Here is a 25,141-nt window from a genome sequence, read left to right on the forward strand (position 1 = left end):
GGCCGGCCAATCGCCGAACTGATCGGCCACACCGACACCGTGCGGACAGTGATCGCGGTGCCACAACCCGACGGTCAGCACCTGCTTGTTTCCGCCGGCACCGACCGCGCTCTCATCCTTTGGGAGTTGAGGTAGCCCGTTCCTGAATGTCATCCGTGCGGCCTTCCCCGCAGGGTTTTTTTTAAAAACCCGTTGGCATCGGTGCTCATCAACCGACACGAAGCGCTAGATCGCGAGAATGCGCCGCGGGCTTTACTCGTAGCTCTGGCGGCTGGCCGAAGACGGTTCATCGGGTGGTCGAGGCCACGACCGGCCCCTGTACAGCAACGAACCGCAAGCGAATATCAAGATCCGCAATCGGCTCCCAGGCGCAACTAGACACCGGCGGCGTAGCTTACCGCGTTGTCGCATGCTCATTGGGGCCGCAAGTACGTCTACCAGACTGATGCAGAAAGACCAATCAGCTGCAGATCATGGCGGCTGATACTAAGCCCACTATAGCGTACAAAAACCGCGAAGCGGGCCTCAGTGTTCTACCGTCCGGCTTCGAGCGGTAGCATTCATCGTGGTACGCGAGGGTCGCGCACCGGCATCCTCGAAGGAGAGCGCGTTGTCGGATGCCAGCTGGCACCACACGCCAGATCTAGTCGAGCGGTTGGTCGAGACCATTCCGATCCTGGTCAAGTCCAAGCAACAAACCCTCGACTTCTTCCGCAGTGCCGGCATTCCTGAAGCGATGCTGCGCGATATGCAGTCCACGGTAGACAGCGACCCACAAGCGATCAGCAAATATTATATTGCGCGCACGGTAGTTCGCCAACTGAACGAGGGTGGCGACCGGTTTCTAGCTCAGCGCAGGGAGGTCGTCCGCCGAGTAACGCAATGGGAGGACTTCTCGCTGTCTTGGCCCAACGAACAGGACAAGGCGAGAGGGTTGGTAGCTGCGGTGCGCCAAATGGTGGACGTGCGAGATGCTTTTACGCGTATGCAACGCGAGCGTGATCGGGAGCGGCAAGCCCGGATTCGCCAGCAGGAAACTAAGCTCGAAGAACAGCGGCTCCGCCGTAACGCTCGGTCGAATCTTCGTACCAGAATTGTGGATTTGCAGAGAAGCGCCAACGCGCAACTGCGCGGAAGTCAAGTCGAGAAGCTACTTGCGGACTTGTGTCAAATTGAGGGGATACAGGTTCGCGAGCCGTTTGAGGTGCGGAACGCTGGGACGCCTGAGGAGCAGATCGACGGCGTAGTCTCCTGTGATGGCCACATCTATCTCGTCGAGGTGAAGTGGTGGAGTGCTCCCATCGATATCGCCCCGATGTCCAGTCATCTGTTCCGACTCTTCAGGCGACCTGACGCAAGAGGTCTCTTTATCTCAAATTCAGGGTATACGGAGGCCGCAATACGCGCATGCCGCGACGTGCTGTCACAGAAAATGATGGTGCTCGCTGAGCTGAACGAGCTTATCTTCCTTCTTGAAGGCGACCGTTCCGTTGAGGATTGGATCAGGGAAAAATCATCGATCGTTCTTGCTGAACGTGAGCCGTTCCGCCTGATATTGGGGAATTAAAGCAACTGTCACTGGACGACTAGGGTCAATGCCGTTCAGTTAAGGCTGTTCGGGCAGGCCAGTAGCGGTGTTGTGGGCCGGGGTGGCGGGTGGTCCGGTCGGCGGGTCGTTTGACGCGGTAGGAGTTGTGGCGGGCGCGTTTGATGACACGGGGGCAGCTGCGGTCGCGGAGGGGCCGGGTTCGGCCGGTGCCGGATCTCGGTGAGCGCGTCCTCGAGAGCGGTGCGGAGGTGCGCAGGGGGTAATGGCCGCCTGGTCGGTGACCTGGCGGCGCACGACGCGGAGGCCTTTGACGAGCGACATGCGATCGGGGTCGTAGCCGGCCGGGTCAGCGGCGTGCAGCAGCAGCGCGCGGATGGCGTAGTGGGCCAGCAGCAGTCTCCACATCTGCTGTTCGACCAGCCCCGGGGCCTCCGATCGCAGGACTTCGCCGCGGCCGCGCAGATCCGTCTTGATCTCGTCCAGCGCGGGCTCCTCTTCCCAGCGCCGCTGGTAAGTACCCGCCAGCTCCATCGCGGGGACCTCGTGGTGGTCGGTCAGCGTGGTGACCACGACGAGGAGCTCGCCGTCGGGGTTGCGGTCCGGGACGGTGTACTCACCACCCTGACGAGGCGGGCGAGATCGGCGGGGATCGCCTGGCCGGTCCGGGCCTGCTCGACCAACCTCGCCCGGCGTTCGGCGGGCAAACCCGCCTTGAAGTTCAGTGCCTGGTAGGAGCCGTCCGCGAGCTACCGTACCCACTGGTTGCAGCGCGCAACGTGCGGCAAGAGTCGTAACCCAATCTGCGCCGTTCCGTTCGGACCGACAGGGGATGGGCTTCAATAAGGTGGACCCGTGGAGTGCACTTTCTCGGAGTTCTCGTATGGGTATGCAGCGATCCGTGAGGCGGAGTCCGAGCTCGCCCGGGTCTACCGGGCAAGCGGTGCACCGGCGCTGCCATCCCTGGTGGCGGAGGAGGAACTCGGGTGGGATGCCAAGCTGCCGTTCGTGGAGTACGCACTGTTCCTTCAGTTCAAGCGCGTTCACTACGTAAGCCGGCGTCATCCAGCGTCGCAGACATGGCCTTACGTCGACGGCCGTCACTACCGCTTCGCCATCGACACGAACGGCCACCAGCACCATGCCCTGCTGGATTTGGAGGCGCGGCTGCTCTCAGGAGCCGAGGTCGGTGAGGTCTACTACGCAGCTCCGACGTTTCACGAAGATCATGAGTTCGACACCTATTACTCCAACGGCGAGGTACTGGACAGGTCGAGCCTCGTCAGCCCCAGTGAATTCGGCGCGAACACCGGGATTCATCACTTCGTCACTGACGAAGCGGGGACCAGCCAGGTCTTGTCCAGCCCACGACCCCCGCGCCGTCAGACCACGTGGGAACGTCTAGTCGCGGAGACCGAGGTGCGAGCCAGGGTCGCCGCCGACAGGCGGCCCCGCGCTCGGATTAGCCTTGGCCTCCTGGAAGAGGCGTTGATGTCAAGCGCAGCCACGCTCGGCCGAGGGTTCAGCAGAGCACTCGATGCCCCAGCCGCTCGCCGGATTCAACGCCTTGCCGCACTACTTGACTGTGGCTTGGTCTTGCTTGTCTCGTCCGAAAACCAATAAGGCTGTTGGTCCGCGACGACTTTCTCGACGCCACTGGCTTCGTTACGGTAGTCGCGGTCTGGGTTGGCGCATTCGGTCACGCCGTGCAGTACCCCCAGTCGCCGCTGGAACAGGCCGATATCCGACAAACTCGCCACCTTCAACGAGCTGCCCCGAGCATCGTCCATGTGGCGGAGCCGGTCGTTGCTGTTTCTCATCCGATTGGGGGATCCACTCCGGCAAGCTTCGCTGTATCTCTGGCCGTGGGGCATTACATCGACCTACATGTCAGTTATGTGAACTACTTGATCGAAGGACCGTGCATTTTGCGTATCAGCCGACTGGCGATCAAGAACTTTCGAAATTTTCGCGATCTAGTCATTGATCCATTTCCCGTCAATGCGGTAATCGTTGGCGAGAACGGCGTCGGCAAGTCGAACCTTCTGTATGCCTTGCGGCTGATTCTCGATCCTGACCTTCCGTACAGTGCACGGAAGCTCCGTGCTGAAGATGTGTGTGAGTTCAGCGGTCTGAGTCTCGCTAGCGGAGTGGAGGTGCGCATCGAGGTTGACCTGGCAGATATTGACGAAAGCATCGGAGAGGACGGGGCAATTGACGGTTGCTTTATTAATCTGAAGCCACTAACGGCACGCCTGACCTATGTGTTTCGGCCTCGTCTCGGCCTCGACGCCACAACTGGGCCCTTAGGTCGAGATGATTACGAAGCGAGGATCTTTGGCGGTCCCGATGAGCAGGACGCGCCGCGACGGTTTAGCGACGACGTATCGTTGACGGTCCTTCCGCCACTTCGAGACGCAGTAAACGAGCTGTCGCGGTGGCGCGGGTCCCCGCTACAAGATCTCTTGGAGGCCCGTCCGCCGTCTCAATCAGCGCTCGACACTGCAGCCGCCGACGTCCGCGGCGCGATGGACGTTCTTGCCGCTGACCCTGCGATCACGGCGGTAGCCGACGAATTGGGGTCCCGGCTAATTGACATGGCAGGTCCACGTCTGGACGTAGAACCGACTCTGGGCTTCGCGTCGAGTATTCCGGACCGGCTACTTCGGTCAATTCGGTTGTTTGTTGACAGTAACCGTAGCCGCAGTGTCGGTGAAACCTCGACAGGTAATGCGAACGTAATATATCTCGGCCTACTACTCGAAAGGCTAGCCTCAAGAAAGTCGCGCGACCTAATCGTCGCGGCACTCCTTGCCGTTGAAGAGCCTGAAGCTCACCTTCATCCCGTCCTGCAACGACAACTCTTTCGCTACCTGCAACACAACGAGACCTCACTCGTTGTTACGACCCACAGCCCGCATATTGTTGCGGTGACGAGTCTCCAATCCATTGTCCTGCTGCGTGGTGAATCTAGCGGAACTGTAGCGTCCTGCGCCGTCCATGCGGCCCTTGACAAGGACGAGATCGTCGATCTTGAACGGTACATTGATGCTAATCGGGCGGAGCTGTTATTTTGTTCGGCCGCTATCCTAGTTGAAGGGCCATCCGAGACGTACGTACTGCCCGCGCTTTCGTCTGCGCTGGGATTCGATCTTGACGCCTACGGCGTTGTGGTCGCCGATATTTCCGGCACAAACTTCGGGCCGTATCGTCGTTTACTCGGAGACGGCGCCCTCGACGTACCTCATGTCATTGTTACCGATGGCGACCCAACCTCTAATGGAAAATATGTTGCGGCGGGATTGGTTCGGGCGTCCAAGCTTCCGCGAAGTCCTGCACTCGGGCGAGAGCTTAAAGAGCTTGCAGATGATGTAGTGGGCGCAGGCGACACGGCCGATACCACTAACGCCCGGTGGACCGCTATGAAAGCGGATGTGTTCGTTGGAGTGCATACGCTCGAACCTGACCTGGTTCCAATGCTCGGCGATGAGATGATTGCCGCGTATGAAGAGCTTGACGGCTCGGACGCTATGGTCAAGAAGTTTGTCGCTGCGGTCGAATCGTTAAGGGCCGGATTGGACGACAATGAACAGCGACTAGAACTTCTGCGGCGCATCAATTCGGTAAGTAAGGGCCGTTACAGTCAGCGGCTCGCAAGCCACATTCAAGAAGCCGAACCGCAGTCGTTGCTAGCCGACCTGGAACTGGCCTCCACCGAGCAGATCGACAACCTCGACCGAGTCGGCTCAGCAAAGCTATTGCTGTCTGCTGGAACGTATGGCTATGTCCTCGCTGCGCTGGATCGCGTGTCGTGGAAGGTTCGTGGTCATAGCATTCTGAAGGTCCTCAACGAGCCAGAGAGTCACGAGTGATCGGTCCATCCGGGCTGACGCAGCGCCTAGCGGTCGAACTCGCTGCGCTAAATGAGTCGCAACGCGAGGCAGCAATATATCCGGCTAGCTTAGTTGTGCGAGCTGGTCCAGGATCGGGCAAGACTCGCACGCTCGTTGCGAAGGCTGCCTATGCGCTCGAATCGGTTATCCCGGGGCGTCGAGGACTGGCGGCAATTACCTATACCCGGCACGCTGCTCAGGAGATCGCGCGGCGGCTCGACGTCCTTGATGTGAATGCCCGAGATCGGCTTGTGGCAGGTACGCTACATAGCTGGTGCCTGAGGTGTATTATTCGCCCGTTTGGGCCCCTTGTTGGAGTTACGCCCCCTGGCCCTGGGGATGTCATCGACGACAAGAGCGACGAATGGACGGCGCTCCTTCAGCAATGTCTAGACGACGAGACTGTCGGTGCGATCGCTGGCTACGCGAAAGTTGAAGTTGGTCGCATTCGTCGGCGGATGGCGGCGGGCTCCAAGGAGGATGATCGCGATCCGCTTGTGCGGGCGGCCCTAAAGATGGAACGACGTATGCGCGATCGGCACCGCTACGACTTTGATCTGATGGTTTCCGAGTCATTAGCGCTCCTGCGCCGAAATCCTAGAGTCACACAACTGCTCGCCGCTCGCTTCCCGCTGCTTATCGTCGATGAGTACCAGGATCTCGGACCCGTGCTGCACCAGCTAGTGGTTCACCTTCGCGATCACGGCGGGGTTGAGGTCGCCGCGTTCGGTGACCCCGATCAGACCATAATGGGGTTCACAGGTGCTGACCCAACCTTTCTGATTGAGTTGGCCAGTAGGCCTGACTTTTTCGACACAACTCTGAATATCAATTATCGGTGCGGTTCGGCAATTATCACGGCAAGCCACGCTACCGTTGACGGCGATCGTGCTCATCAAGCTGATCCACTCCGGGCTGATCCTGGCGTTGTTGAGCTAATTTCGGTTCAGGGTGCCATTGCCGAGCATGCGGCAATGACGATCTCTAAGATTGATGAACTTGCCGCCAGTGACGTTGAGCAACATCATATCGCCGTGCTATACCCCAGTAAGGGACCACTACTCGATGCGTTGGTCGATGCGTTTGATGCCAGTATCTTCGAGTATGTTCACGAGAACGACCAGCGCCTGCCGGATGGAGATCTTGTTGACTTCGTCCGCAGTTGTGGGGCGCGTGCAATTGCCGGCCCCCAGCCGATTGGCTATCCTGACATCGATCGAGCCTCCGCGGTGCCGACGATCGGTCAATTGGTAGTAAGTTACCGCGCTCTACATGAAAGTGCTGGTCTGCCTGTGCCACGCCGCAGATTTGCGACTCGCCTCATTTCCACGGCACTGCGCACCGTCTCTCCGGATATGGACCTTGCTGGTTGGGTCAAGCCACTAGATGCCGAAATCGGTATCACTGACATTGCCGCGTCTAGTCCACTCCAGCGCGACCGTGATGCGATTGCATTGCTACAGAATGCAGCCGTTCGTAACCGCTTGACTGTCGGTGATGTTGCGGGTGCACTTCGAACGGGTAAAGTTACTCTCACGACTTATCATGCAGCGAAGGGGAGAGAATGGGATTACGTCATCCTGCCGGGGCTTATCGATGGCGTAATGCCGAAGCGTCGGTGGAACAAGGCTACTGGTATATTTGTTCCCGCTCCCGCTCATGAGGTCGAGCAATCCCGCCGGGCTTTTTATGTTGGTCTCACCCGGGCCAAGCGTGCTGCCATTCTGATTGAGGGAGACCACTGGCTAAGCCCCTGGGGCGCGCCAAATCGCTACGGTGTCTCGCCTTTTTCTCATTCGGTTCGAATGCGGCTCGGGTTAGGTCCGTAGATTCTGGCTATTCGGCCATCGGTAACAATGTCCTACTCCGGCCTGGACGAGGGTAAGCCTCGGCGGCGGCCGCGAGCCTCGCCGCGTGCTCTCGCTGGCGTTGCCAGTGGCCGTACAGCGCACCCTGTTGCGAAAGTCGGTCCACGGCCTTGATGGTTTCGGGATCGACGTCGCCCGGAGCGGCGTCGCGCCATGGGGTGCCGGGGAGCGGCATGAAGGTGTGCGCATGGATGCGGGCCCCGAGTCCGGCCAGCTCGCGGGCTAGGGCCAGCGACGCGTCGACGTCGGCCTGGTCTTCGCCGGGCATGCCGAAGATCATGTCGACGTTGATCCGGAAGCCCTCCTCGACACCGAGCCGCACGGCGCGCTTGACCTCCTCGACGCCATGGCCGCGCTTAGCCGCGTCGAGAACCCGGTCGGAGCCCGACTGCGCGCCAACGATGATGTTGTTGTTCGCGCAGTACTTCTTGACGAGCCGCAGCGCGTCGCGGCTGACGTGCTCGGGGCGGATCTCACTGGGGAATGAGCCGAAGAAGACCCGCCCGTTCGGGCCGATGCCCTCCTTGCACGTCGCTAGCAGCTCCTCGACGGCGGCCAGGTTCGGCGACTCGTCCTGGCTGCCGTACGACAACGCGGTGGGCGTGATGAACCGGACGTCCCGAAGGCCCCGCTCGCGCATCTGGTCGACGTGCCAGCGGACGTTCTCCAAGCTGCGGTGCCGGAACCGCGCCGAGAACATGAAGGGGGTCTGGCAAAATCTGCACGAAAACGCACATCCCCGAGTGATCTCAAGGGCGTTGAAGCGGTGCCAGCGCAGCGAAAAGCCGCGGAACGTGTCCAGCGGTAGGCGCTCCGGCCGTCCGGTCTTGACTACCCGGCCGGCGGCGTCGCGGTACGCCAAGCCCGTCACGCCCGTCGGGTCGCCGCCGGCGTCCACCAGCTTGAGTAGCGTGGTCTCGCCCTCGCCGATCGCCGCGACGTCCCACCCGGCGTCCAGCGTCTGCACCGGCTCCGCCGTGGCGTGGACGCCACCGGCCACGTGCAGTGCACCGGGAGCCGCCGCCTTGATGGTCGCCAGCTCGGCGGCGAGCGCCTCAGCATCGGGTGAGTAGAACGACCACAACACCAACACCCGCTTGGCGCGGCCCAGTCCGGCCTCGATCTCAGTGATCGTTGCCTCGGGCGTCTCGGCGAAGACCACCTCATACGAGGTGGTCGTGTCGTGCTCTTCGAGCGCGCCGAGCAACACGTGGAAGCCGTAGGTCACGGCCTTGCGGTAGCGCAGCACCAAGACGAGGTCGGGGTTACTCACAGCGACATCCTGCCAGGACAACAGTTGGTGAGAGGATCGACGTCGCGCCTGGTCAAGCTGGCCGCTCGGCCACGAACACGCCGCGTCCAGGCTGGCCCACGACCAGGCCCTGCGCCTTGAGCTCGACCATAGCGAACTGGATGACCGTACCGCTGACGCCATAGATGTCGCGGAGCTGCTGAGTGCTCGGGAGCTTGTCGCCCGGCTTCAGGGTGCCTGCCTCGATCTGGGCGCGTAGATCCGCTGCCACCTGGCGGTAGTACGGCGTCCCGTCGTTCTTCAGAGGCACACGCGCACCCTGCCCTGCTGTCGGCTAAACCTACATCACCAGGTACCACCTGCATCACTATGTGATGTAGGTTGCTCTTAGGTGCGGCGGCCATAACCCCAGCATGAGGGCCGCCGCGCCCGTCCAGCTGCATCGGCGAGCCAGGAGCGATCATGAGCGAAGAGCTGCATCCGGCATGGTGCGCCCGCGCGGTGTGCACGGCCTACGGTCCGGCGGTGGACGAGTACCACCGCTCCGAGCCGTTCGTCGTTCAGACCGACGATCGACGGGTCGACCTGTTCATCTCGAAGGTGGCCGACCCGGACGGCACGAACGAGTACATCGAGATCACGGAACTCAGGCGAGACGACGACCAGCCCTGGCACCTGCGTGAGCCCGTCCGGGGGATGGTCCTTCCGCGTGCGTCGGCTGACGCCGCATGGCGCGCGATGGCGGAGCTGGTCTGAGCGGAGCGGCTAAGGCACCCCGGCGCCGGGATCGCCGGGGTGCTTGTTGATGGGCGCGGATCAACCGCCTTGACGGCGAACGCGGACATCGAAATTGTTCACCACCTGAAAACACCGCGATTTCGGTGGCCACCATCTATTCGATCATGCTCAATTGATCGGATCCCGTGTGGCTGGCCGTCTTCCGCAGGGGTCCGTGCCTATGCAGCCTTAAGTGCGCAAGCCGGTTCACGGGCCTGAGGATTCCAACGGCCGGTTGGCATCGGGCGGCTCCGGTGATCGGGCATACCCCCAATCAGGTACCCACACCGGTGAGTTGAGCCCGATGTCCGGCATACGTGGATGCGCGCACCTCCGGTGCGTCTCGTGCTGCTTGCGCACGCGACGTCATCGGCCGATGTCGCGCGTCCCCGTGCGCCGGCGCCCCCTGCTCCTCGCGGTCATCACGACCTTCTCGCGCCACGTTCGCCCAAGCCTGGACGTCCGTGGCGACGGTCGTCTGCCCGCTTGCCGCCCGGTACACCGGCTCGTTGGTTGGCAACTCCATCCGAAGCGTCCACCACAGCAGACGGATCACTGATCCCGCCCAGCCGGGCGTGACCCGGCATGCTGCCAGCTGTCCATCGTCGGTGTGCGGCCGTTCGGCCGGCGATGGACAACCACACAATCGTCCACGACTTTGCATGGAGGCACCGATGCTCAGTGCTTGCTTGACCCGGCGACCGTTTGTTGTCCCTTCGGGTCGCCGTTCGGCCGGTCGGTTCGGTGTCCTGCTTGAGCAGGACCCCCAACGGGACCAGGTTGAGTCACCCACACCGCAGTTCACTGGCCCTACAAGCGTTCCGCGGCACGTTACGACAGACCCTCTACAGGGGGTCTCCCCGCGGGGAGAAGACGCGTACGGCGGTTGCCTATGACCGAGAAGCTCATGCGTGTCCAAGCCAAGCTCACAGCCCGCGACTTCACGTTGCTCGGTTGGCTCGCCGATCATGGCGTGCTGACCAGTTTCCAGATCGCCCAGGCTCTGTTCCCGTCCGTCAACTTCGCCCAACGACGTCTCCGCACACTCCTGCAAGAAGACCTCGTCGACCGCTTCCGGCCACAGCGCCAGGACGGCGGCTCGTATCCCTACCACTACGTCCTGGGCCAACTCGGCGCCGACGTCATCAGCGCCCAACGAGGCGACGATCCGCCCCGCCGGGACCAGGCGAGAAAGCGCCGGTGGTACCTCACCAACCGGGCCAACCTGCCGCACCTGTTGGGTATCAACGACTTCTTCACCCAACTCGCGGGATACGCCCGCACCCATCCCGATGCCGCGCTGGAGCGCTGGTGGCCGGCCCGGCGCTGCCAAGAGCGCGGTGCGTTCGCCGAACCGGGCGTGACCGAAGTCCATCAACTCGTGTACGCACCCCGAATCCGCCCCGACGGTCACGGCATCTGGGTCGAAGCTGACCGGGACCTGCCGTTCTTCCTTGAGTACGACACCGGCACCGAACCCCTGTCGATGCTGGTCGACAAGCTCTCCGGTTACGCCGAGATGGCGGGCGTCACCGGCCATCGCTGGCCGGTGCTGTTCTCCCTCCACTCGCCGCTGCGCGAGCGACATCTCCACCAGCAGCTGACGGCCAACGGCGTCCGATACCCGGTGGCCACGGCCGTTCGCGGCAATCCGGCTGGTGCCGTCTGGTGGCGTCACCGGCGAGAAGGACCGCTCACCCGCTTGATCGACATCTGAACCCCGAGAGGAGCGCCATGACGGGACCACTTGACCCCAGCCGCCCGGTACGCCGTGGAGGAAGATGGCCGCACACCGTGGCACGTCATCACGTGCGCCCGCAAAGACCACAGCCGCCTCGCAGCGTGGCGAGTCTGCCCCTGATCCCGACGACTCGGCGGAAGAGGACGCGCTCGCCGAGCACGCCCGGCGGGTCGTCGACAGAGCTCCACCGCTGACGCAGGAGCAGCGCGCTCGTCTGGCGGCGCTGCTGAGGCCCCTCCCGAAACGAACCAACTGACCCATCTCATCGGGCGCGACGGCCGCCGCGCCCGCCGAGATGGCTCATCGCGCCGAGCGAGCCGGTTCCCAGTCGGGGTCCACGGTGTCGGGATCGAACTCGCGTCGGCCCAGCGGGGGAGGAAGAAGCCGCACGGTGGTGAGTGCCCGAATCACCGCCTGCTCCTGGTCAACTCGGCCCTTCAACTTGCGCCACTCGGCAACCGGGTCCTCCGCGGTGAGTAACGGCACCAGGGCGTTCTCTTTACCCGCCTCCGCGAGCTTCGCTTCCACCTCGGCCAGATCGGCGGCGATCTCACGCTTCGCGGTTTCAAGCTCCTGGTCGTCGAGCACACCCCGAGCCCACATCTTCACGGCGGAGTCCCGCCGTTCCCGTAGTGCCATCGCCTTGGTACGGAGGGCCTCGACTTCTCCCGCATTGTCGTCGCCGGTCTTCAAGAGGTCTTTCGCATCGGGTCGGCCGAGTCGGTCGGCGACGAGTCGCCGCACCCAGGAGTCAACCGGCTCGGCCAGTCGGGAGAGGCCGCACGACGGGCACCGGTAGACCCGACGCACTCGGCCGTCGGCGTACTTCTCGCGGTAGGTCGAGACGACCAGCGCCTCACAGTCAGTCCGGCCGCACCGGTACAGCCTGGTGCCGAGCCAGCGCCTCGCATTGCCGACGTGGTTGGTCCTGCGCCTTGGCTCGGACAGGATGGCTATGGCGGCCCTGACGGTTTCCTCCGAGACGATCGGCGGCCAGAGTCCTTTGCCGACCTCCTTGCCGCGATGGGTCCGGACGCCAGCATTGCGCAGATTTCCGAGCATCAGCCGGACCGCGTTGTGGCGCCACGTACCGCCCATCGTCGTGGCGAAGCCGGCGGCGTTGAGGTCGCGGGCGATGCCGGTCAAGGTTCGTCCCGTCAGGAGTCGTTGGTAGGCGCCGCGGAGCGCTTCCGCCTCGTCCGGGACGAGCGCCATGCCGTCCGCCGTGTACCCGAAGGCCCGGCGCCCGCTTGCGGGCTTTCCGTGCTCGGCCCGCTGCTGGGCTTCCCGGCGCTGGCGTTCCGACTTGATCTCGACTTCCATCGTGTCGAACTCGCCGATCATGCCGGCCATGCCGCGCCCGTACGCGGTCGTCATGTCCAGCTCCGGTCCCTTGACCGGGACGACGCTCACGCGGGCTTCCCGGAGCAACTCGATGCCGTCCGCACGTTCCCGGCGGTTCCGCCACAGCCGGGACGTGTGGAACACGACGATTCGCTCGACTTCACCGGCCTTCACGGCAGCCATCAGCGCGGCGTACCCCGGGCGGAACTTGCCGTTGGTGGCGGAGATGTCGTTGTCGACGAACTCGCGCACGGTCCAGCCCCGCCGGTCGGCCAGGGCGCGGGCGTCCTCGCGTTGCCGCTCGACACCGAGCCCCTCGCCCAGGCGGTCCTCCGAGATGCGGAGATAGACAGCGGTCGTCATAGGTAGTAGTCTACGTCAGAACCGGTGCCGGTTCTGTCAGACGCCGTTCATGTTCTCCGCGCGGTTCCGGCACCGCAGCGTCGAGGACGTGCGGTGGCATGTCGACCGGATGCGGGAGTTCGGCAAGCGCGACGTGCGGTTCATCACGCCCACCTCGCTGTCCTACGGCGCCGATGACGAGGAGCCCAACCTCGCTGCCGTCGAGGAGCTGCTGGCGAGCTGCAAGGAAGGGATCGGGCCGGACGGGAGGGTCTTCTTCGGGTCGTTCCCGAGCGAGATCCGGCCCGAGCACATGAGCGTCGAAGCGCTGCGGCTGGTGAAGCGGTACTGCGCCAACGACAACCTCATCGTCGGCGCCCAGTCCGGCTCGGAGCGGGTGCTCGAGGCGGCCAAGCGCGGGCACGACGTCGAGTCGGTGCGGCGGGCGGTGCGGCTGGGGATTGCCGAAGGGTTCCGGATCAACGTTGACATGATCTTCGGCATGCCGGGGGAGGACCCGGCCGACGCGGAGGCGTCGCTCAAGCTTGCGCAGGAGCTCGCGGCGCTCGGGGCGCGCATCCACTCGCACGTGTTCATGCCGCTGCCGGGGACGCCGTGGCGCGACGCGCCGGCCGGGGACGTGGATCCGGAGACGATCCGGGCGGTGTCGCGGCTGGCGCAGCAGGGTGCGCTCTACGGGCACTGGGAGAAGCAGCGCGCGCACGCCGCGCAGCTGGCCGCCGCTGCGCAGGAGAATCCGCGGCCGGGGCGCAGTCGGACGCTGCGGCTGCTGGACTGACGGTCAGGCCAGCCACACCACGATGCCGGTCAGGCCGGTGAGGACGGCGGCGGCGCCGGCGCGGATCGCGGCGTCGCAGCGCTGCGGGGTGAACGAGGCCGCGTCGTAGTTCGACGAGGCGCCCAGGCCCTCGCCGCGGTACGAGGCGCCGGACCAGTCGGCGGCGGTGACGTTGTGGGTCGGCTCGGCCAGCTCCGCGCCGACGACCAGGAACTGCTGCGCCAGGTGGTTCGCGGTGACCACGGCGAGCGGGTCGACCAGCGCGTCGCCGGCGCTGATGACGAGGTCGGGATGGAGGTCGAGCGCCCGGGTGATGGCCGGCACCAGGTCGGCCTCGCCGGCGGCGGTCACGGTGCGCAGGTCCACGTGCTCCGCGGCCGCCCACGACCGGACGGCCGCCACGAGGGCGCGGGTGGGCGCGTCGTCGCCGGCGCTCAGCAGCACCACCCGGTAGTCGCGCGGCGGGTGCACGCCGTCCCAGGAGCCGGGCCGCGGCGTGACGGTGCCCTCGGGGGTCGGCGGGGCGGACGGGTCGACGAAGCCCGGGCCGAGGCTGCCGACGGCGCTGGGCGCCGGGCGGGGCCGCGACCAGTCGTCGGAGGGGGCGGAGCCGCAGCCGGTGGCCAGGGCGGCCAGCGCGGCGAGGGCGGCGACGGCCCGGATGTGGGTGCGCACGGCGCTCATCTTGCGGCCCGCCGCGGCCCGCCTTCAATCGGCGCGCGAGTTGTTCGTGATCGGTTCGCCGCCGCGGAGATCGGCGTTCACGCACGGGGTGCAGGGTGCTCTCCCGGAGCGAAGGAGCTGCATGTTGTACCGCACCCTGATCACGATCGCCGCGGTGCTGCTGGCGGTCCTCGCGCCCGTCCGGGCGTCCGCGCACGGGTTCTCATCGACGGTGTACGCCACCGTCACCGCCGGTGAGCCCGGCCATGTCCGCACGGCGCTGGAGCTCGAGTACGACCTCTTCGTCGTGTCCGCGGCCGACGCCGGGGGCGACGACCCGCTGTTCCGGGCGGGCACCGCGGCGTTCGAGGCCCGCGACGACGCCGGGCAGGCGGCGGCGCTGCAGGGTCACGCCGAGGCCGCCGTCCGCTACGTCACCGAGCGCTTCGCCGTGACCGCCGGCGGGCGGGCCTGCGTGCCGGCGCCGATCGGCGGGTTCACGATGGGCGAGCAGGAGGGCGTGCCGTACGCGCGCATGCTGCTGGACTGGGCGTGCCCCGAGCGCTCCGATGCGCACGAGGTGCGCAGCGCGCTGTTCCCGGACGCCGAAGGCTACGTCAAGGGCGTCAAGACGATCGTCACGTACGACATCGACGGCCGCACCGGCAGCGCCGCCCTCGACGCCGGGCATCCGGGCTTCTCGACCGGGCAGGCGTGGTACCAGCGCTTCTGGGAGTTCTTCCGCCTCGGCGCCGAGCACCTGCTGACCGGCGTCGACCACATCCTGTTCCTGCTCGCCCTGATCGCCGGCTCGCGGCGGCTGCGCGAGATCGTGCTGGCCGCGACGAGCTTCACTCTGGCCCACTCGGTGACGTTCATGCTGGCCGCGCTCGGGGCGGTCGACGCGCCGGCGCGGCTGGTGGAGCCGGTCATCGCGCTGTCCATCGCCGTCGTCGCGGGCTGGCACCTGTGGCGGCTGGCGCGGCGCGGCTCGCACGCGGGCGACCTGGAGACGTCGGGCGGCGGCCACCTGAGCCTCGACCGCGCGGGCTGGACGCGTCTCGGGGTCGTGTTCTGTTTCGGGCTCGTGCACGGGCTGGGCTTCGCCGGCGCGCTCGGCATCCACGAGGCCTGGTCGTGGACCCTGCTGTGGTCGCTGCTGGTGTTCAACGTCGGCATCGAGGTCGTGCAGCTGGCGCTCATCGGCGTCGCGTTCCCGCTACTGGTCGTGCTGCGCCGGCGCTCGCCGCTGGCCGGGCGGTGGGCTACGGGTGTGATCGCCGCCGGAGTGTCCGTGATGGGCCTGATTTGGTTCGTCCAGCGCATCGTCGAGTCCTGAGACGTGCAGTCGGCCGCCAGCCGCGGTTCATGATCGCTTCACCGGGCGGCGGAAGCGTAGGTCCGCTCCAACCGTATCCCCATCGGGAAAAGGGTAAACATGAAGCACAGCACGCACCGCGTGGCCGCGGCGGGCCTTCTGGGCCTCGTCGTGGCGCTCGGCAGCGGCCTGGCCAGCCCGGCCTCGGCCGACGACCCGGCCACGCTCACCGGCGTCATCCTCGGCGTCGGTGCCGACGAGTCCCAGCGCATCGTGACCTGGTACTCCTCGGCCGACACCGCCCAGAAGGTCCAGCTCGCTCCCACGTCGGCGCTGGTCAACGGCGACTTCCCGGCGTCGGCGGCCACCTTCGCCGCCATCGGCGGGGCGAACATCGCCACCAGTGGCGGGTTCAACCGGCACGCGACCCTCACCGGCCTGCAGGAGCACATCGCGTACTCGTACCGCGTGGGCACCGAGGGCAACTGGTCGCCGGCGTACTCGTTCAAGACGCAGGACTTCGAGGGCGACTACGACTTCCTGTTCTACGGCGACCCGCAGATCGGTTCCTCGGGCGACGTCGCCAAGGACCAGGCCGGCTGGCAGGACACCCTCGACGTCTCGCTCGCGGCCAACCCGAACGCCGAACTGCTGGTGTCGGGCGGCGACCAGGTCGAGACGGCCAACACCGAGACGCAGTGGAACGCCTTCCTCGCCCCCGACAAGCTGCGGCAGTACCCGTGGGCGGCGACGATCGGCAACCACGACGTCGGCGGCAAGGCCTACGAGCAGCACCTGTTCACGCCGAACACCGACCGCTCGGCCCCGCTCTACGCCAACGGCAACCCGGCGTCGAACACGTCCGGCGGCGACTACTGGTACATCTACAAGGACGTGCTGTTCATCGACCTGAACAGCAACAGCTACACCAGCACGTCCGGCGGCGGCGGTGACGCGGCGCACCTGGCCTACGTCACCGACGTGATCAACCAGCACGGCGGCGAGGCGAAGTGGAAGGTGCTGGTGTACCACCACGCCATCTACTCCCCGGCCGACCACGCGAAGGACTCCGACAACAAGGTGCGCCGGCTGGACTTCCCGACCGCGTTCTCCAACCTCGGTGTCGACCTGGTGCTGCAGGGCCACGACCACAGCTACTCCCGCAGCTACCTGATCAAGAACGGCGCGAAGGCGAACCCGGACGAGCAGCCCGGCGCCGCCGACGTGTACCCGGGCCCGGGCGGCGTGCTCTACGTGACCGGCAACTCGGCCTCCGGCTCGAAGTACTACGACATCACCGCGCCGGACAACAGCGGCACCAGCGGCGCCGGCAACGGTGCCGACCCGCTGAACCCGAACAACTACTGGTACAACTCGGTCGAGAACCAGGAGCACGTGCGCTCCTACGTCAAGGTTCAGGTCCGCAACGACAAGCTCGTCGTGCAGAACATCCGCTCCGGCACCTGCGCGGCGCCGAACGCGGCGGTCGAGCGCGGCAACGTCGCGTGGTGCAACAACACCGCGGCCGCCCAGCCGGTCGGCTCGATCGTGGACAACGTGACGGTGCACCCGTTCCACGGCGACGGCCAGCAGCTGCAGGTCAACCTCCCGAACGCCGCCCCCGGCGAGTTCGGCTGGACGATCGACGGCTACAACGGCCTGGTCGACCTCGGCACCGCGCAGGAGCACAACGGCGAGTACTTCCAGGCCGGCGGTCACCTCAACCCGATCACGGTGACCGACAGCCGCCGCTCGCTGGCTCCATGGTCGATCTCGGCCAGCGTGAGCGACTTCCGCGACGGCGGTAAGACGTTCTCGGGCGCCTACCTCGGCTGGACGCCGAAGATCCTCGTGGCCGGCGCGGGCGCGCAGGCCAGTGTCTTCGTCCCGTCGGCGTACGACGACCAGAGCGGCGGCCTGGCCACGGCCCGCAGCCTCGGCTGGGCCGACCAGGGTCACCCGAAGGGCAGCGCCCAGCTCGGGGCCGACCTCGAGCTGAAGATCCCGAGCAGCGCCGACAAGGGCGACTACCGGGCCACGCTCACGATCACCGCGCTGAGCAGCTGATCGGAGCACCCGCACCATCCGGCGGGACGGGCCACCACGGCCCGCCCCGCCGGCCTTTCCGTTTCGCCCCACCCGAGCCGAGGACCCCAGATGCAGCTGCGGAAGCCCATCCTTCGCACCGTTGTCGCGGCGCTGCTCGCCGCCGTCGCGATCGCCGGCCCCGGCGCCGGACCCGCGTTCGCCGAGGACGGCGATGTAGCCTGGACCGTCCGGACGGCCTCCAACAGCTACGGCGCCGACCGGTCGAGCTTCAGCTACGCCGTCAACCCCGGTGGACAGGTCAAGGACGCCATGGTGGTCGCCAACCGCGGCAAGGCCCCGCTCAACCTGAGCGTCTACGCGGGCGACGGCTACACCACCGGCTCCGGGCAGCTCGACCTGCTCACCCGCGACAAGAAGTCGGTCGGCATCGGCGCGTGGCTGAAGGCCGCCAACCCCACCGTCGCGATCCAGCCGGGGCAGACCGCCGAGATCCCGTTCACGCTCGATGTGCCGGCCAACGCGACGCCCGGCGACTACGCCGGCGGCATCGTCACCTCCCTGACCCAGCCCGACGCGACCCAGAGCATCAACGTGGAGCGGCGCCTGGGCATCCGGATCAAGCTGCGCGTCGGCGGCGACCTGCGGCCGGGGCTCGCCGTGGACAACCTGCAGGTGAGCTACGCCGGCGGCGACGCCATCGTGACGTACACGATTCGCAACAGCGGCAACGCCATCCTCTCGGCGCAGCAGGCGGTCTCGGTCGCCGGCCCGTTCGGGTGGTGGCGGCACGACGCGGGCGCCGTCGCGGCGCCGCCGGAGCTGCTGCCCGGCGAGACCTGGCCGGTGCGGGTGAGCGTCCACGGCGTGGACCGGACCCTGCGGCTGACCGCGACCGTGACGCTCACGCCCCGCCTGGCCGATGCGTCGGGCTCCACGACGTCGCTGGCCGCCGTCGAGGCCAGCGCCGGCGCCTGGGCCGTGCCGTGGCCGGCGCTGATCGCGCTCGTGGTGCTGATCGCCCTCGCCGTCGGCGGCGTGTTCCTGCTGCGCCGCGGCCGCGCGCGCCGCAGCGCGCGCGAGGACGCCCGGGTGCGCGAGGCGGTCGAGCAGGCGCTCGCCGAGAAGTCGAAGGCGGGCTGAGGCCACGTGCCTGTCCGGCGCCGTACCGCCGCGGGGATCGGGGCGGCCGCGCTGGTGTGCGCCGGATATGCGGTCTATGCCCTCTCCAAGGTCGTCACGCTCCGCCATCGGTACGGCGACGACGACCGCATCCTGATCCAGGCGCTGCACGCCGTGGCGGGCCTGGTCCTCGCCGTCGCGTTCGCCGGCTGGGCGGTGTCGGTGCTGCGCAGCGGGCGCATCCCGAGCGAGCGGTTCTTCCTGGCGCGGCCCGCCGACTGGTCGGGCTGGATGCTCGCCGTCGGCGCGGCGTTGCTCGGGCTGCTGCTCGCGTTCGCCTACGACGGCTGGCGCACCGCCGCCGACCACTACCGCGCCGCGCCCGGCCGCGGTGTGCACGGCACGCTGGCCGTGTCGTCGTGCGAGGCGCAGGAGTACGGCTTCGAGTGCATCGGCACGTTCCGGGCCGACGACGGGTCGTTCACCGTCGAACGGGTCAGCGCGTGGCCGGCCGCCGACCCCGGCCGGGAGCTTTCCGGCTGGGTCAGCGGGCCGCGGCCGCTGGCGATGTTCGAGATCGATGGCGAACCGGACGGCTGGCGCGACGACCTCGTCCCGTTGTACGTGCTGGGCGTGCTCTGGCTCGTCGTGGCCGGCTTCCTGGGCGTGGTCGTGGCGCGCAAGCTGCGCGTCAGACCGCCGGCGGGGTGATCGCGTAGACCGGTGCCGAGCGCGGCGAGCGCGTGCCGAGCAGGCCCCGGGCGTAGACCGCGAACGTGTACTCGGTCGATCCGTTGAGCCCCCGCAGGGTCACGTCGGCGCTGCCGGTCGACACGATCCGGCTCTCGGATGCTCCGTGAACCGCCACAACCTGATATGTGGTACCGCTGGTGCCTCGCTTCCACGTCAGCCGCACGGTGCCGGGGGTCACGTCGACGACCTTGAGCTGCACCGGGGCGCCTCGCGGTGCGGTGGAGGCTCCCGCCGTACCATTGCGGAAGATCGTGGCTTCTCTCGTGTCCGTCGAAATGCCGTTGGGGCCGGTCAGGAACCGGTTGCCCCAGGCCGTGCGGCTGGCCGGGTCGAAGTTGTGCACCAGGTCCAGATAGCTGTACTGCGACTGGTTGCCGCTCCAGGACCAGCCGAAGTAGCCCACGTCGTGCGCCTCCGCGTACGCCATGATGGCGTCCTCGTCGGGGTCGCCCCACTGGTGCTCGCCGGAGAACTCGCCGATGATGATCGGCAGCTTGTTGCGGGCGAACGTGGTCAGGTACGAGTTGACCTTGGCGGCGTTGTCGAACTCGCCGTACATGTGGACATCGAAGACCGTGTTGCCGGTCGGGTCGGCGGCGCGGACCTTCGCGGCGTTGTCGCGCATGACGAACGCCTCGTCCTGGCCCCATCCGGGCGCGTCGACCATGAGCGTGTGCCGGAAGCCGGCCGCGCGCAGCCGGCGCAGGGCGTCGCTGGTCTGCTGCACCCACGGCCAGTCCCCGCCGACGCCGAACGGCTCGTTGGCGACGTTGATGATGATGTGGTCCTCCTGGCCGCGCAGCTGCGGCAGCAGGCCGGTCCAGAAGCGCACCGCCTCGGCGATCGTGGTCGCCTTCTTGTCCTGGCCCCAGCCGGTGGTGTCGTGCGCGTCGAGGATGCACACGAGCCGGTTCTGCCGGCACAGGGAGGCGATCGTGGCGACCTCCTCCGGCTTGGTCTGGCGGAACTGGTGGCCCATGCCCAGCGGGACGCGCACCGCGTTGGCGCCGGCGGCCTTGATCGCGGCGAAGACGCCGTTCTTGTCGGGGTACCAGATGAAGTCGTGGTTGACCCCGCGCAGCACCAGGTCGCTGCCGTTGGCCTCGACGAGCCGCCCGTCGCGCACACGGATGGCCGGGGACAGGGCGGCGGCCGGCGCCGCCTCCGCGCTCGCCGGCGTCGCGGGCGGCAGCAGGACGACGGCCGCGGCGGTCAGGGCAAGCGCCAGCACGCTCCTCATGGAGGCGGCGGCTACCCGGAGCGCAAGGCCGTACCCGTGCGGGCGGGGTGAACCGGCGTGCGCCCGGCGCCGTGTCTCACACTGGGTAGGCCGGTTTCCGGATCGCGGCCGGGAACGTCGGGGCTGACCGGCCTCCGGGGAAGGGGCCGGCCTACCCGATCCGTTGGTGGCGGCCCGATCGGTGCCGTTCGCCGGCACAGGGCTGGATCTCGACCCAGTTCGCCCGCGCCCCGCGCGGCCGGCGGATCACGGCAATGGCATGGGACGACGAGCGCTGAGCTCGTCCGTTTCCGACGGCGGTAGCTGCAGCCCCTGATCGAGCGCGTCCTCGACGGCCGCGGCGGCGACGCGCTCCAGGACGACGGCGAGCATGCCGAGGGTGTCGTCGTCGAGGCGGTCGAGGACCCGCCGCTGCGCGCGGGTGCCCCCGTCGCTGATCTCGACGAGGGTCGCGCGGCCGGTTGCGGAGAGGTGGATACGGCGGATGCGCCGGTCGTGCTGATCCTCCGTGCGCGTCACGTAACCCTGCGCGACGAGCCGGTCCACGATGCCGGACAGCGTGGCCAGGCTCACACCGAGGTGCCGCGTCAGCTCCTGCGACGAGATCCCGTCGTGCCGGGAGAGCAGTAACAGCACCTTGAGCTGCTGCATCGTGAGGTTTACTGAGAAGAGTGGGTTGGTGCGGTCATAGGCGAGCAGGGCGCGCATCCGCTCCTCGGCCATGGTGACGCGGCGCAGAAGCGCATCCCTGTGACTGTTCACAGGAACGTTTTACTCCCTGGATAAACTTTGCGCGAGGCGAACGGTTAGCATCGCACGAACTAACGTCTGTCTTAGCCGAACGGAAGAAGACTCCAGACATGTCGTTCCTCGCCCGGCTCAGTTTGGCGAACCGGGGGCTGGTCGCGATCATCGCGATCGTCGTCCTGGGCTTCGGCGCCGTAGCCATCCCGAAACTGAAGCAACAGTTGATCCCCTCGATCGACTTTCCGGCCGCCTTCGTGGTCGCGCCCTACCCGGGCGTCTCGCCGGAGATCGTCGAGGAGCAGGTCACCAAGCCGATCGAGAGCGCGCTGCAGGGCGTGCCCGGCCTGACCGACATCACCTCCACCAGTCGCGAGGGGGTCGCGACGGTGCAGGTGTCGTTCGAGTACGGGTCTCCGATCGACGACATCACCAACAAGATGAACACGGCCATCACGCGCATCCGTTCGCAGCTGCCGTCGACCGTCGAGCCGCAGGTCATCGCCGGCTCCACCGACGACCTGCCGGCCGTGGTGCTCGCCGCCTCCCGCACCGGCGACCAGATCGCCTTCGCGCAGCAGCTCAACCAGGTCGTGGTGCCCGCGCTGCAGGGGATCGACGGTGTGCGCACGGTCGAGGTGACCGGCGCCGCGAAGCAGAACGTGCTCATCACGCTCAACCCGGCCAAGGCCGGCCCGGCGGGCGTCAACTCGCAGTCGCTGACCGCCGCGCTCAAGTCCAACGGGGTCTCCTTCCCGGCCGGCACCCTGACCGAGGGCGACAAGTCCCTCGCGGTGCAGGTCGGCGGCACGCTCACGACGCTCGACGACCTCAAGAACCTCAACGTCACGCCCACCGCGAAGCTCGGTGACGTGGCCACGGTCGAGCTCAAGACCGAGGACGCGACGTCGATCACGCGTACCGACGGCAAGGAGAGCCTCGGCATCTCCGTCACCGCGTCGCCGGACGGCAACGCGGTGAAGATCTCCCACGCGGTGCAGGACAAGCTCGCCGAGCTGCAGAAGTCCCTCGGCGGCGACACGAAGATCACGACGATCTTCGACCAGGCGCCGTTCGTCGAGCAGTCCATCAAGAGCCTCTCCACCGAGGGCGCGCTCGGCCTGCTCTTCGCCGTGCTCGTGATCCTGTTGTTCCTGTTCTCGATCCGCTCGACCCTCGTCACCGCGGTGTCGATCCCGCTGTCGGTGGTCGTCGCGCTGATCGGGCTCTGGGTCGGCGACTACTCGCTCAACCTGCTCACGCTCGGCGCGCTCACCATCGCCGTCGGCCGCGTCGTCGACGACTCGATCGTGGTGCTCGAGAACATCAAGAGACATCTGGAGTACGGCGAGGCCAAGGTCCAGGCCATCCTCACCGGCGTGAAGGAGGTGACCGGCGCCGTCGTCGCCTCGACGCTGACCACGGTCGCCGTGTTCCTGCCCATCGGCCTCGTCGGCGGGCTCGCCGGCGAGCTGTTCCGGCCGTTCGCGGTCACCATCGCCGTCGCGCTGCTCGCCTCGCTGTTCGTGTCGCTGACCGTGGTGCCGGTGCTCGCGTACTGGTTCCTGCGCCCGCCGCGGGCCCTGGCCGTCGAGGAACGCGAGGTCATCGAGGCCCGTGCCCTGGAGAAGGAGCGGCGCAGCGCGCTGCAGCGCACCTACGTGCCGGTCGTCAGCTGGGTGACCCGCAGCCGGTTCACCCGCTGGGCCACCATCGGCTTCGCGGTGCTGGTGTTCATCGCCACGATGGGCCTGGCCAGCCTGCTGAAGACCAACTTCATCGACCAGTCCGGCCAGACCGAGTTCTCCATCTCGCAGGAGCTGCCGCTCGGCTCGAGCCTGGCCACGACCGACGCCGCGGCGAAGAAGATCGAGGGCATGCTGGCCGCGCGCGGCGACATCAAGGCCTACCAGGCCACGATCGGCGCCTCCGCGGGCTTCGGCTTCGCCGGCGCCCAGTCGACCAACACGGCGAACTTCTCGGTGACGGCGAAGGACAACTCCGACGTCGAGCAGATCGTCGAGGAGCTGCGCGGCCAGATCGGCGCGGCCGGCACCAGCCTCGGCACCGTGAAGGTCACCGCCGGCGGCGGTGGCGGCGGCTCGAGCGACCAGCTCGAGGTCATCGTGAAGGCCAACAACCCGGACGACCTGGCCAAGGCGGCCGGGCAGGTCCAGGAGGCCATGAAGGGCACCAAGGGCATCGCCGACGTCGAGAGCAACCTTGCGGCGAGCAACCCGCGCATCGACGTGCACGTCAGGCGCGACGTCGCGGCGAAGTACGGCCTGTCCGACGCGGCGGTCGGCGGGATCGTCTCCGCGGCGTACCGCGGCCAGACCCTGACCCAGCTCACCGTCGACGGTGCGCAGCGCGACCTGGTGCTGCGTGCGGGCCCGGCGCCCGCGTCGCTGGACCAGCTCAAGGCGCTGACGATCCCGGTGCCGGGCACCCCGCCGTTCGTGCGCCTCGACCAGATCGCCGACGTCAAGCAGGACAGCGGTCCGGTCGCCATCACGCGCATCGACGGCAACCGCAGCGCCTCGGTCACCGGCCGCTCCTCGGGCGACAGCCTGAGCAAGGTCTCGTCCGACCTGCAGGCCAGCCTCGACAAGCTGTCCCTGCCGGCCGGCGCGACGGTCACCCTTGGCGGCGTGAGCCAGCAGCAGGCCGACACCTTCGGCCAGCTGGGCCTGGCGATGCTCGCCGCGATCGCGATCGTCTTCATCATCATGGTGGCGACGTTCCGCAGCGTGGCCCAGCCGCTCATCCTGCTCATCTCGATCCCGTTCGCGGCCACGGGCGCCATCGCCCTGCTGCTGGCCACGAAGACGCCGCTCGGCCTGCCGGCGATGATCGGCGTGCTGATGCTCATCGGCATCGTCGTCACCAACGCGATCGTGCTGATGGACCTCATCAACCAATATCGCGAGTCCGGCATGCCGGTCCGCGAGGCGGTCATCGAGGGCGGCCGGCGCCGCCTGCGCCCGATCCTCATGACGGCGGTGGCGACGATCTGCGCCCTGCTCCCCATGGCGATCGGCCTGACGGGCGAGGGCGGCTTCATCTCGCAGCCTCTCGCCATCGTCGTGATCGGCGGCCTGGTCAGCTCGACGCTGCTCACCCTGGTTCTCGTCCCGACCCTCTACACGATGGTCGAGACCACCAACGAGAGGCGCCGCCAGCGCCGCGCGGGCAAGCACGCGTCGCCCGTGACCGCGGTCGCGCCGGCCGGCGGCGAGCCCGACGGCCGGCACCGCGTCGACCCGCTGGAGCCCGCGCCCACGGCGTAACCGCTCCCGCACGGCAGCAAACGGCCGGTCGTCCCGCGAGGGGCGGCCGGCCGTTTCGTTCGGTCATCGCCGATGCCCGACCTCCGGCTTTTCCGGATTTATCCGGCGCTGGCGCGCCAGATAAATCCGATATTTCGTATATGCGCGGTTCTCGGCCGCGGGATCGGCCGTGCCGCGGGCGCAGCGAGCGAGACCGCGGCCCGCGGCGTTTGCGCCGTGCCGCCGCCTGCGGCGTCTGCGCGAGGCCGCCGCGTGCGGCGTGTGCGCGGCGTCTGCGCGAGGCCGCCGTCCGCGGCGTTTGCGCCGTGCCGCGGCCCGCGGCGTCTGCGCGAGGCCGCCGCGTGCGGCGTGTGCGCGGCGTCTGCGCCGTGCCGCAGCCAGTCACTGCGGCCTGCGGCCTGCG

At 67.2% G+C, this 25,141-nt stretch carries 19 protein-coding genes; 12 read left to right on the forward strand and 7 right to left on the reverse strand.

What is annotated here, in order from left to right:
- Positions 1-610: 610 nt before the first annotated feature.
- The gene (locus ABD901_RS20670; protein WP_345128736.1) at positions 611-1,567 is read left to right on the forward strand and encodes a restriction endonuclease; all 957 of its coding nucleotides are present in this window, start codon (positions 611-613) and stop codon (positions 1,565-1,567) included.
- Positions 1,568-1,606: 39 nt separating this feature from the next.
- Here the strand turns inward: ABD901_RS20670 and ABD901_RS20675 are convergent, their stop codons facing one another.
- Positions 1,607-2,119, reverse strand: coding sequence for a hypothetical protein (locus tag ABD901_RS20675; protein WP_345128737.1), 513 nt, complete (start codon positions 2,117-2,119; stop codon positions 1,607-1,609).
- A 282-nt stretch (positions 2,120-2,401) separates the two neighbouring features.
- Between ABD901_RS20675 and ABD901_RS20680 the strand changes: the two genes are divergently transcribed.
- Genes ABD901_RS20680 through ABD901_RS20690 form a run of 3 tightly spaced genes read left to right on the forward strand, consistent with a single transcriptional unit; the run spans position 2,402 to position 7,268 of the window.
- A complete protein-coding gene (locus ABD901_RS20680; RefSeq protein WP_345128738.1) occupies positions 2,402-3,169 on the forward strand; it encodes a hypothetical protein in 768 nt (255 codons plus the stop codon).
- A gap of 5 nt (positions 3,170-3,174) precedes the next feature.
- A complete protein-coding gene (locus ABD901_RS20685) occupies positions 3,175-5,418 on the forward strand; it encodes an ATP-dependent nuclease (protein WP_345128739.1) in 2,244 nt (747 codons plus the stop codon).
- Positions 5,415-7,268 (forward strand): UvrD-helicase domain-containing protein, encoded by a 1,854-nt coding sequence (locus ABD901_RS20690; protein WP_345128740.1) that lies wholly within the window; start codon positions 5,415-5,417, stop codon positions 7,266-7,268. The genes ABD901_RS20685 and ABD901_RS20690 overlap by 4 nt, the downstream gene beginning before the upstream one ends.
- Before the next feature lie 7 nt (positions 7,269-7,275).
- On the opposite strand, the gene ABD901_RS20695 is transcribed toward ABD901_RS20690, so the two are convergent.
- Together ABD901_RS20695 and ABD901_RS20700 are read right to left on the reverse strand one after the other, a co-directional pair.
- On the reverse strand, positions 7,276-8,556 hold the full coding sequence (locus tag ABD901_RS20695) for a TIGR04013 family B12-binding domain/radical SAM domain-containing protein (protein ID WP_345128857.1): 1,281 nt from the start codon (positions 8,554-8,556) through the stop codon (positions 7,276-7,278).
- Positions 8,557-8,632: 76 nt separating this feature from the next.
- The gene (locus tag ABD901_RS20700; RefSeq protein ID WP_345128741.1) at positions 8,633-8,869 is read right to left on the reverse strand and encodes a winged helix-turn-helix domain-containing protein; all 237 of its coding nucleotides are present in this window, start codon (positions 8,867-8,869) and stop codon (positions 8,633-8,635) included.
- A 152-nt stretch (positions 8,870-9,021) separates the two neighbouring features.
- On the opposite strand from ABD901_RS20700, the gene ABD901_RS20705 reads away from it, so the two are divergent.
- Positions 9,022-9,315, forward strand: coding sequence for a hypothetical protein (locus ABD901_RS20705; protein WP_345128742.1), 294 nt, complete (start codon positions 9,022-9,024; stop codon positions 9,313-9,315).
- Positions 9,316-10,228: 913 nt separating this feature from the next.
- On the forward strand, positions 10,229-11,053 hold the full coding sequence (locus ABD901_RS20710) for a replication-relaxation family protein (RefSeq protein WP_345128743.1): 825 nt from the start codon (positions 10,229-10,231) through the stop codon (positions 11,051-11,053).
- 324 nt (positions 11,054-11,377) lie between these two features.
- On the opposite strand, the gene ABD901_RS20715 is transcribed toward ABD901_RS20710, so the two are convergent.
- Entirely contained in the window at positions 11,378-12,784 is a 1,407-nt protein-coding gene (locus tag ABD901_RS20715) for a recombinase family protein (protein WP_345128744.1), read from the reverse strand.
- On the opposite strand from ABD901_RS20715, the gene ABD901_RS20720 reads away from it, so the two are divergent.
- Positions 12,783-13,562 carry a TIGR04013 family B12-binding domain/radical SAM domain-containing protein gene (locus ABD901_RS20720; protein WP_345128858.1) on the forward strand — a complete coding sequence of 260 codons (780 nt, stop codon included), beginning with the start codon at positions 12,783-12,785 and terminating at the stop codon, positions 13,560-13,562. The two genes, ABD901_RS20715 and ABD901_RS20720, sit on opposite strands and share 2 nt — an antisense overlap.
- Before the next feature lie 3 nt (positions 13,563-13,565).
- Here ABD901_RS20720 and ABD901_RS20725 read toward each other — a convergent pair whose 3' ends face one another.
- Entirely contained in the window at positions 13,566-14,237 is a 672-nt protein-coding gene (locus ABD901_RS20725; RefSeq protein WP_345128745.1) for a type 1 periplasmic-binding domain-containing protein, read from the reverse strand.
- Between the two features lie 130 nt (positions 14,238-14,367).
- Between ABD901_RS20725 and ABD901_RS20730 the strand changes: the two genes are divergently transcribed.
- From ABD901_RS20730 to ABD901_RS20745, 4 genes are all read left to right on the forward strand, one after another.
- The gene (locus tag ABD901_RS20730) at positions 14,368-15,564 is read left to right on the forward strand and encodes a HupE/UreJ family protein (RefSeq protein ID WP_345128746.1); all 1,197 of its coding nucleotides are present in this window, start codon (positions 14,368-14,370) and stop codon (positions 15,562-15,564) included.
- Between the two features lie 99 nt (positions 15,565-15,663).
- Positions 15,664-17,610 (forward strand): purple acid phosphatase family protein, encoded by a 1,947-nt coding sequence (locus ABD901_RS20735; protein ID WP_345128747.1) that lies wholly within the window; start codon positions 15,664-15,666, stop codon positions 17,608-17,610.
- A gap of 90 nt (positions 17,611-17,700) precedes the next feature.
- A complete protein-coding gene (locus tag ABD901_RS20740; protein ID WP_345128748.1) occupies positions 17,701-18,732 on the forward strand; it encodes a COG1470 family protein in 1,032 nt (343 codons plus the stop codon).
- A 6-nt stretch (positions 18,733-18,738) separates the two neighbouring features.
- On the forward strand, positions 18,739-19,422 hold the full coding sequence (locus ABD901_RS20745; protein ID WP_345128749.1) for a hypothetical protein: 684 nt from the start codon (positions 18,739-18,741) through the stop codon (positions 19,420-19,422).
- Here ABD901_RS20745 and ABD901_RS20750 read toward each other — a convergent pair.
- Together ABD901_RS20750 and ABD901_RS20755 are read right to left on the reverse strand one after the other, a co-directional pair.
- Positions 19,403-20,704, reverse strand: coding sequence for a cellulase family glycosylhydrolase (locus ABD901_RS20750; RefSeq protein ID WP_345128750.1), 1,302 nt, complete (start codon positions 20,702-20,704; stop codon positions 19,403-19,405). The genes ABD901_RS20745 and ABD901_RS20750 overlap by 20 nt on opposite strands.
- A gap of 246 nt (positions 20,705-20,950) precedes the next feature.
- Entirely contained in the window at positions 20,951-21,466 is a 516-nt protein-coding gene (locus tag ABD901_RS20755; RefSeq protein ID WP_345128751.1) for a MarR family winged helix-turn-helix transcriptional regulator, read from the reverse strand.
- A 98-nt stretch (positions 21,467-21,564) separates the two neighbouring features.
- Here ABD901_RS20755 and ABD901_RS20760 point away from each other — a divergent pair, with 98 nt between their 5' ends.
- Positions 21,565-24,738, forward strand: a complete 3,174-nt coding sequence (locus ABD901_RS20760) for an efflux RND transporter permease subunit (protein WP_345128752.1) — start codon at positions 21,565-21,567, stop codon at positions 24,736-24,738.
- Positions 24,739-25,141: the final 403 nt, after the last annotated feature.

The organism is Dactylosporangium darangshiense, from assembly GCF_039537565.1.
Lineage (GTDB): Bacteria > Actinomycetota > Actinomycetes > Mycobacteriales > Micromonosporaceae > Dactylosporangium > Dactylosporangium darangshiense.

What these genes read in the sequence shown, in the direction of transcription:
- ABD901_RS20705 (WP_345128742.1), top strand. Translation starts at nt 9,022, where the DNA reads ATGAGCGAAGAGCTGCATCCGGCATGGTGCGCCCGCGCGGTGTGCACG.
- ABD901_RS20710 (WP_345128743.1), top strand. Translation starts at nt 10,229, where the DNA reads ATGACCGAGAAGCTCATGCGTGTCCAAGCCAAGCTCACAGCCCGCGAC.
- ABD901_RS20715 (WP_345128744.1), bottom strand. Translation starts at nt 12,784, where the DNA reads ATGACGACCGCTGTCTATCTCCGCATCTCGGAGGACCGCCTGGGCGAG.
- ABD901_RS20730 (WP_345128746.1), top strand. Translation starts at nt 14,368, where the DNA reads ATGTTGTACCGCACCCTGATCACGATCGCCGCGGTGCTGCTGGCGGTC.
- ABD901_RS20735 (WP_345128747.1), top strand. Translation starts at nt 15,664, where the DNA reads ATGAAGCACAGCACGCACCGCGTGGCCGCGGCGGGCCTTCTGGGCCTC.
- ABD901_RS20740 (WP_345128748.1), top strand. Translation starts at nt 17,701, where the DNA reads ATGCAGCTGCGGAAGCCCATCCTTCGCACCGTTGTCGCGGCGCTGCTC.
- ABD901_RS20750 (WP_345128750.1), bottom strand. Translation starts at nt 20,704, where the DNA reads ATGAGGAGCGTGCTGGCGCTTGCCCTGACCGCCGCGGCCGTCGTCCTG.
- ABD901_RS20760 (WP_345128752.1), top strand. Translation starts at nt 21,565, where the DNA reads ATGTCGTTCCTCGCCCGGCTCAGTTTGGCGAACCGGGGGCTGGTCGCG.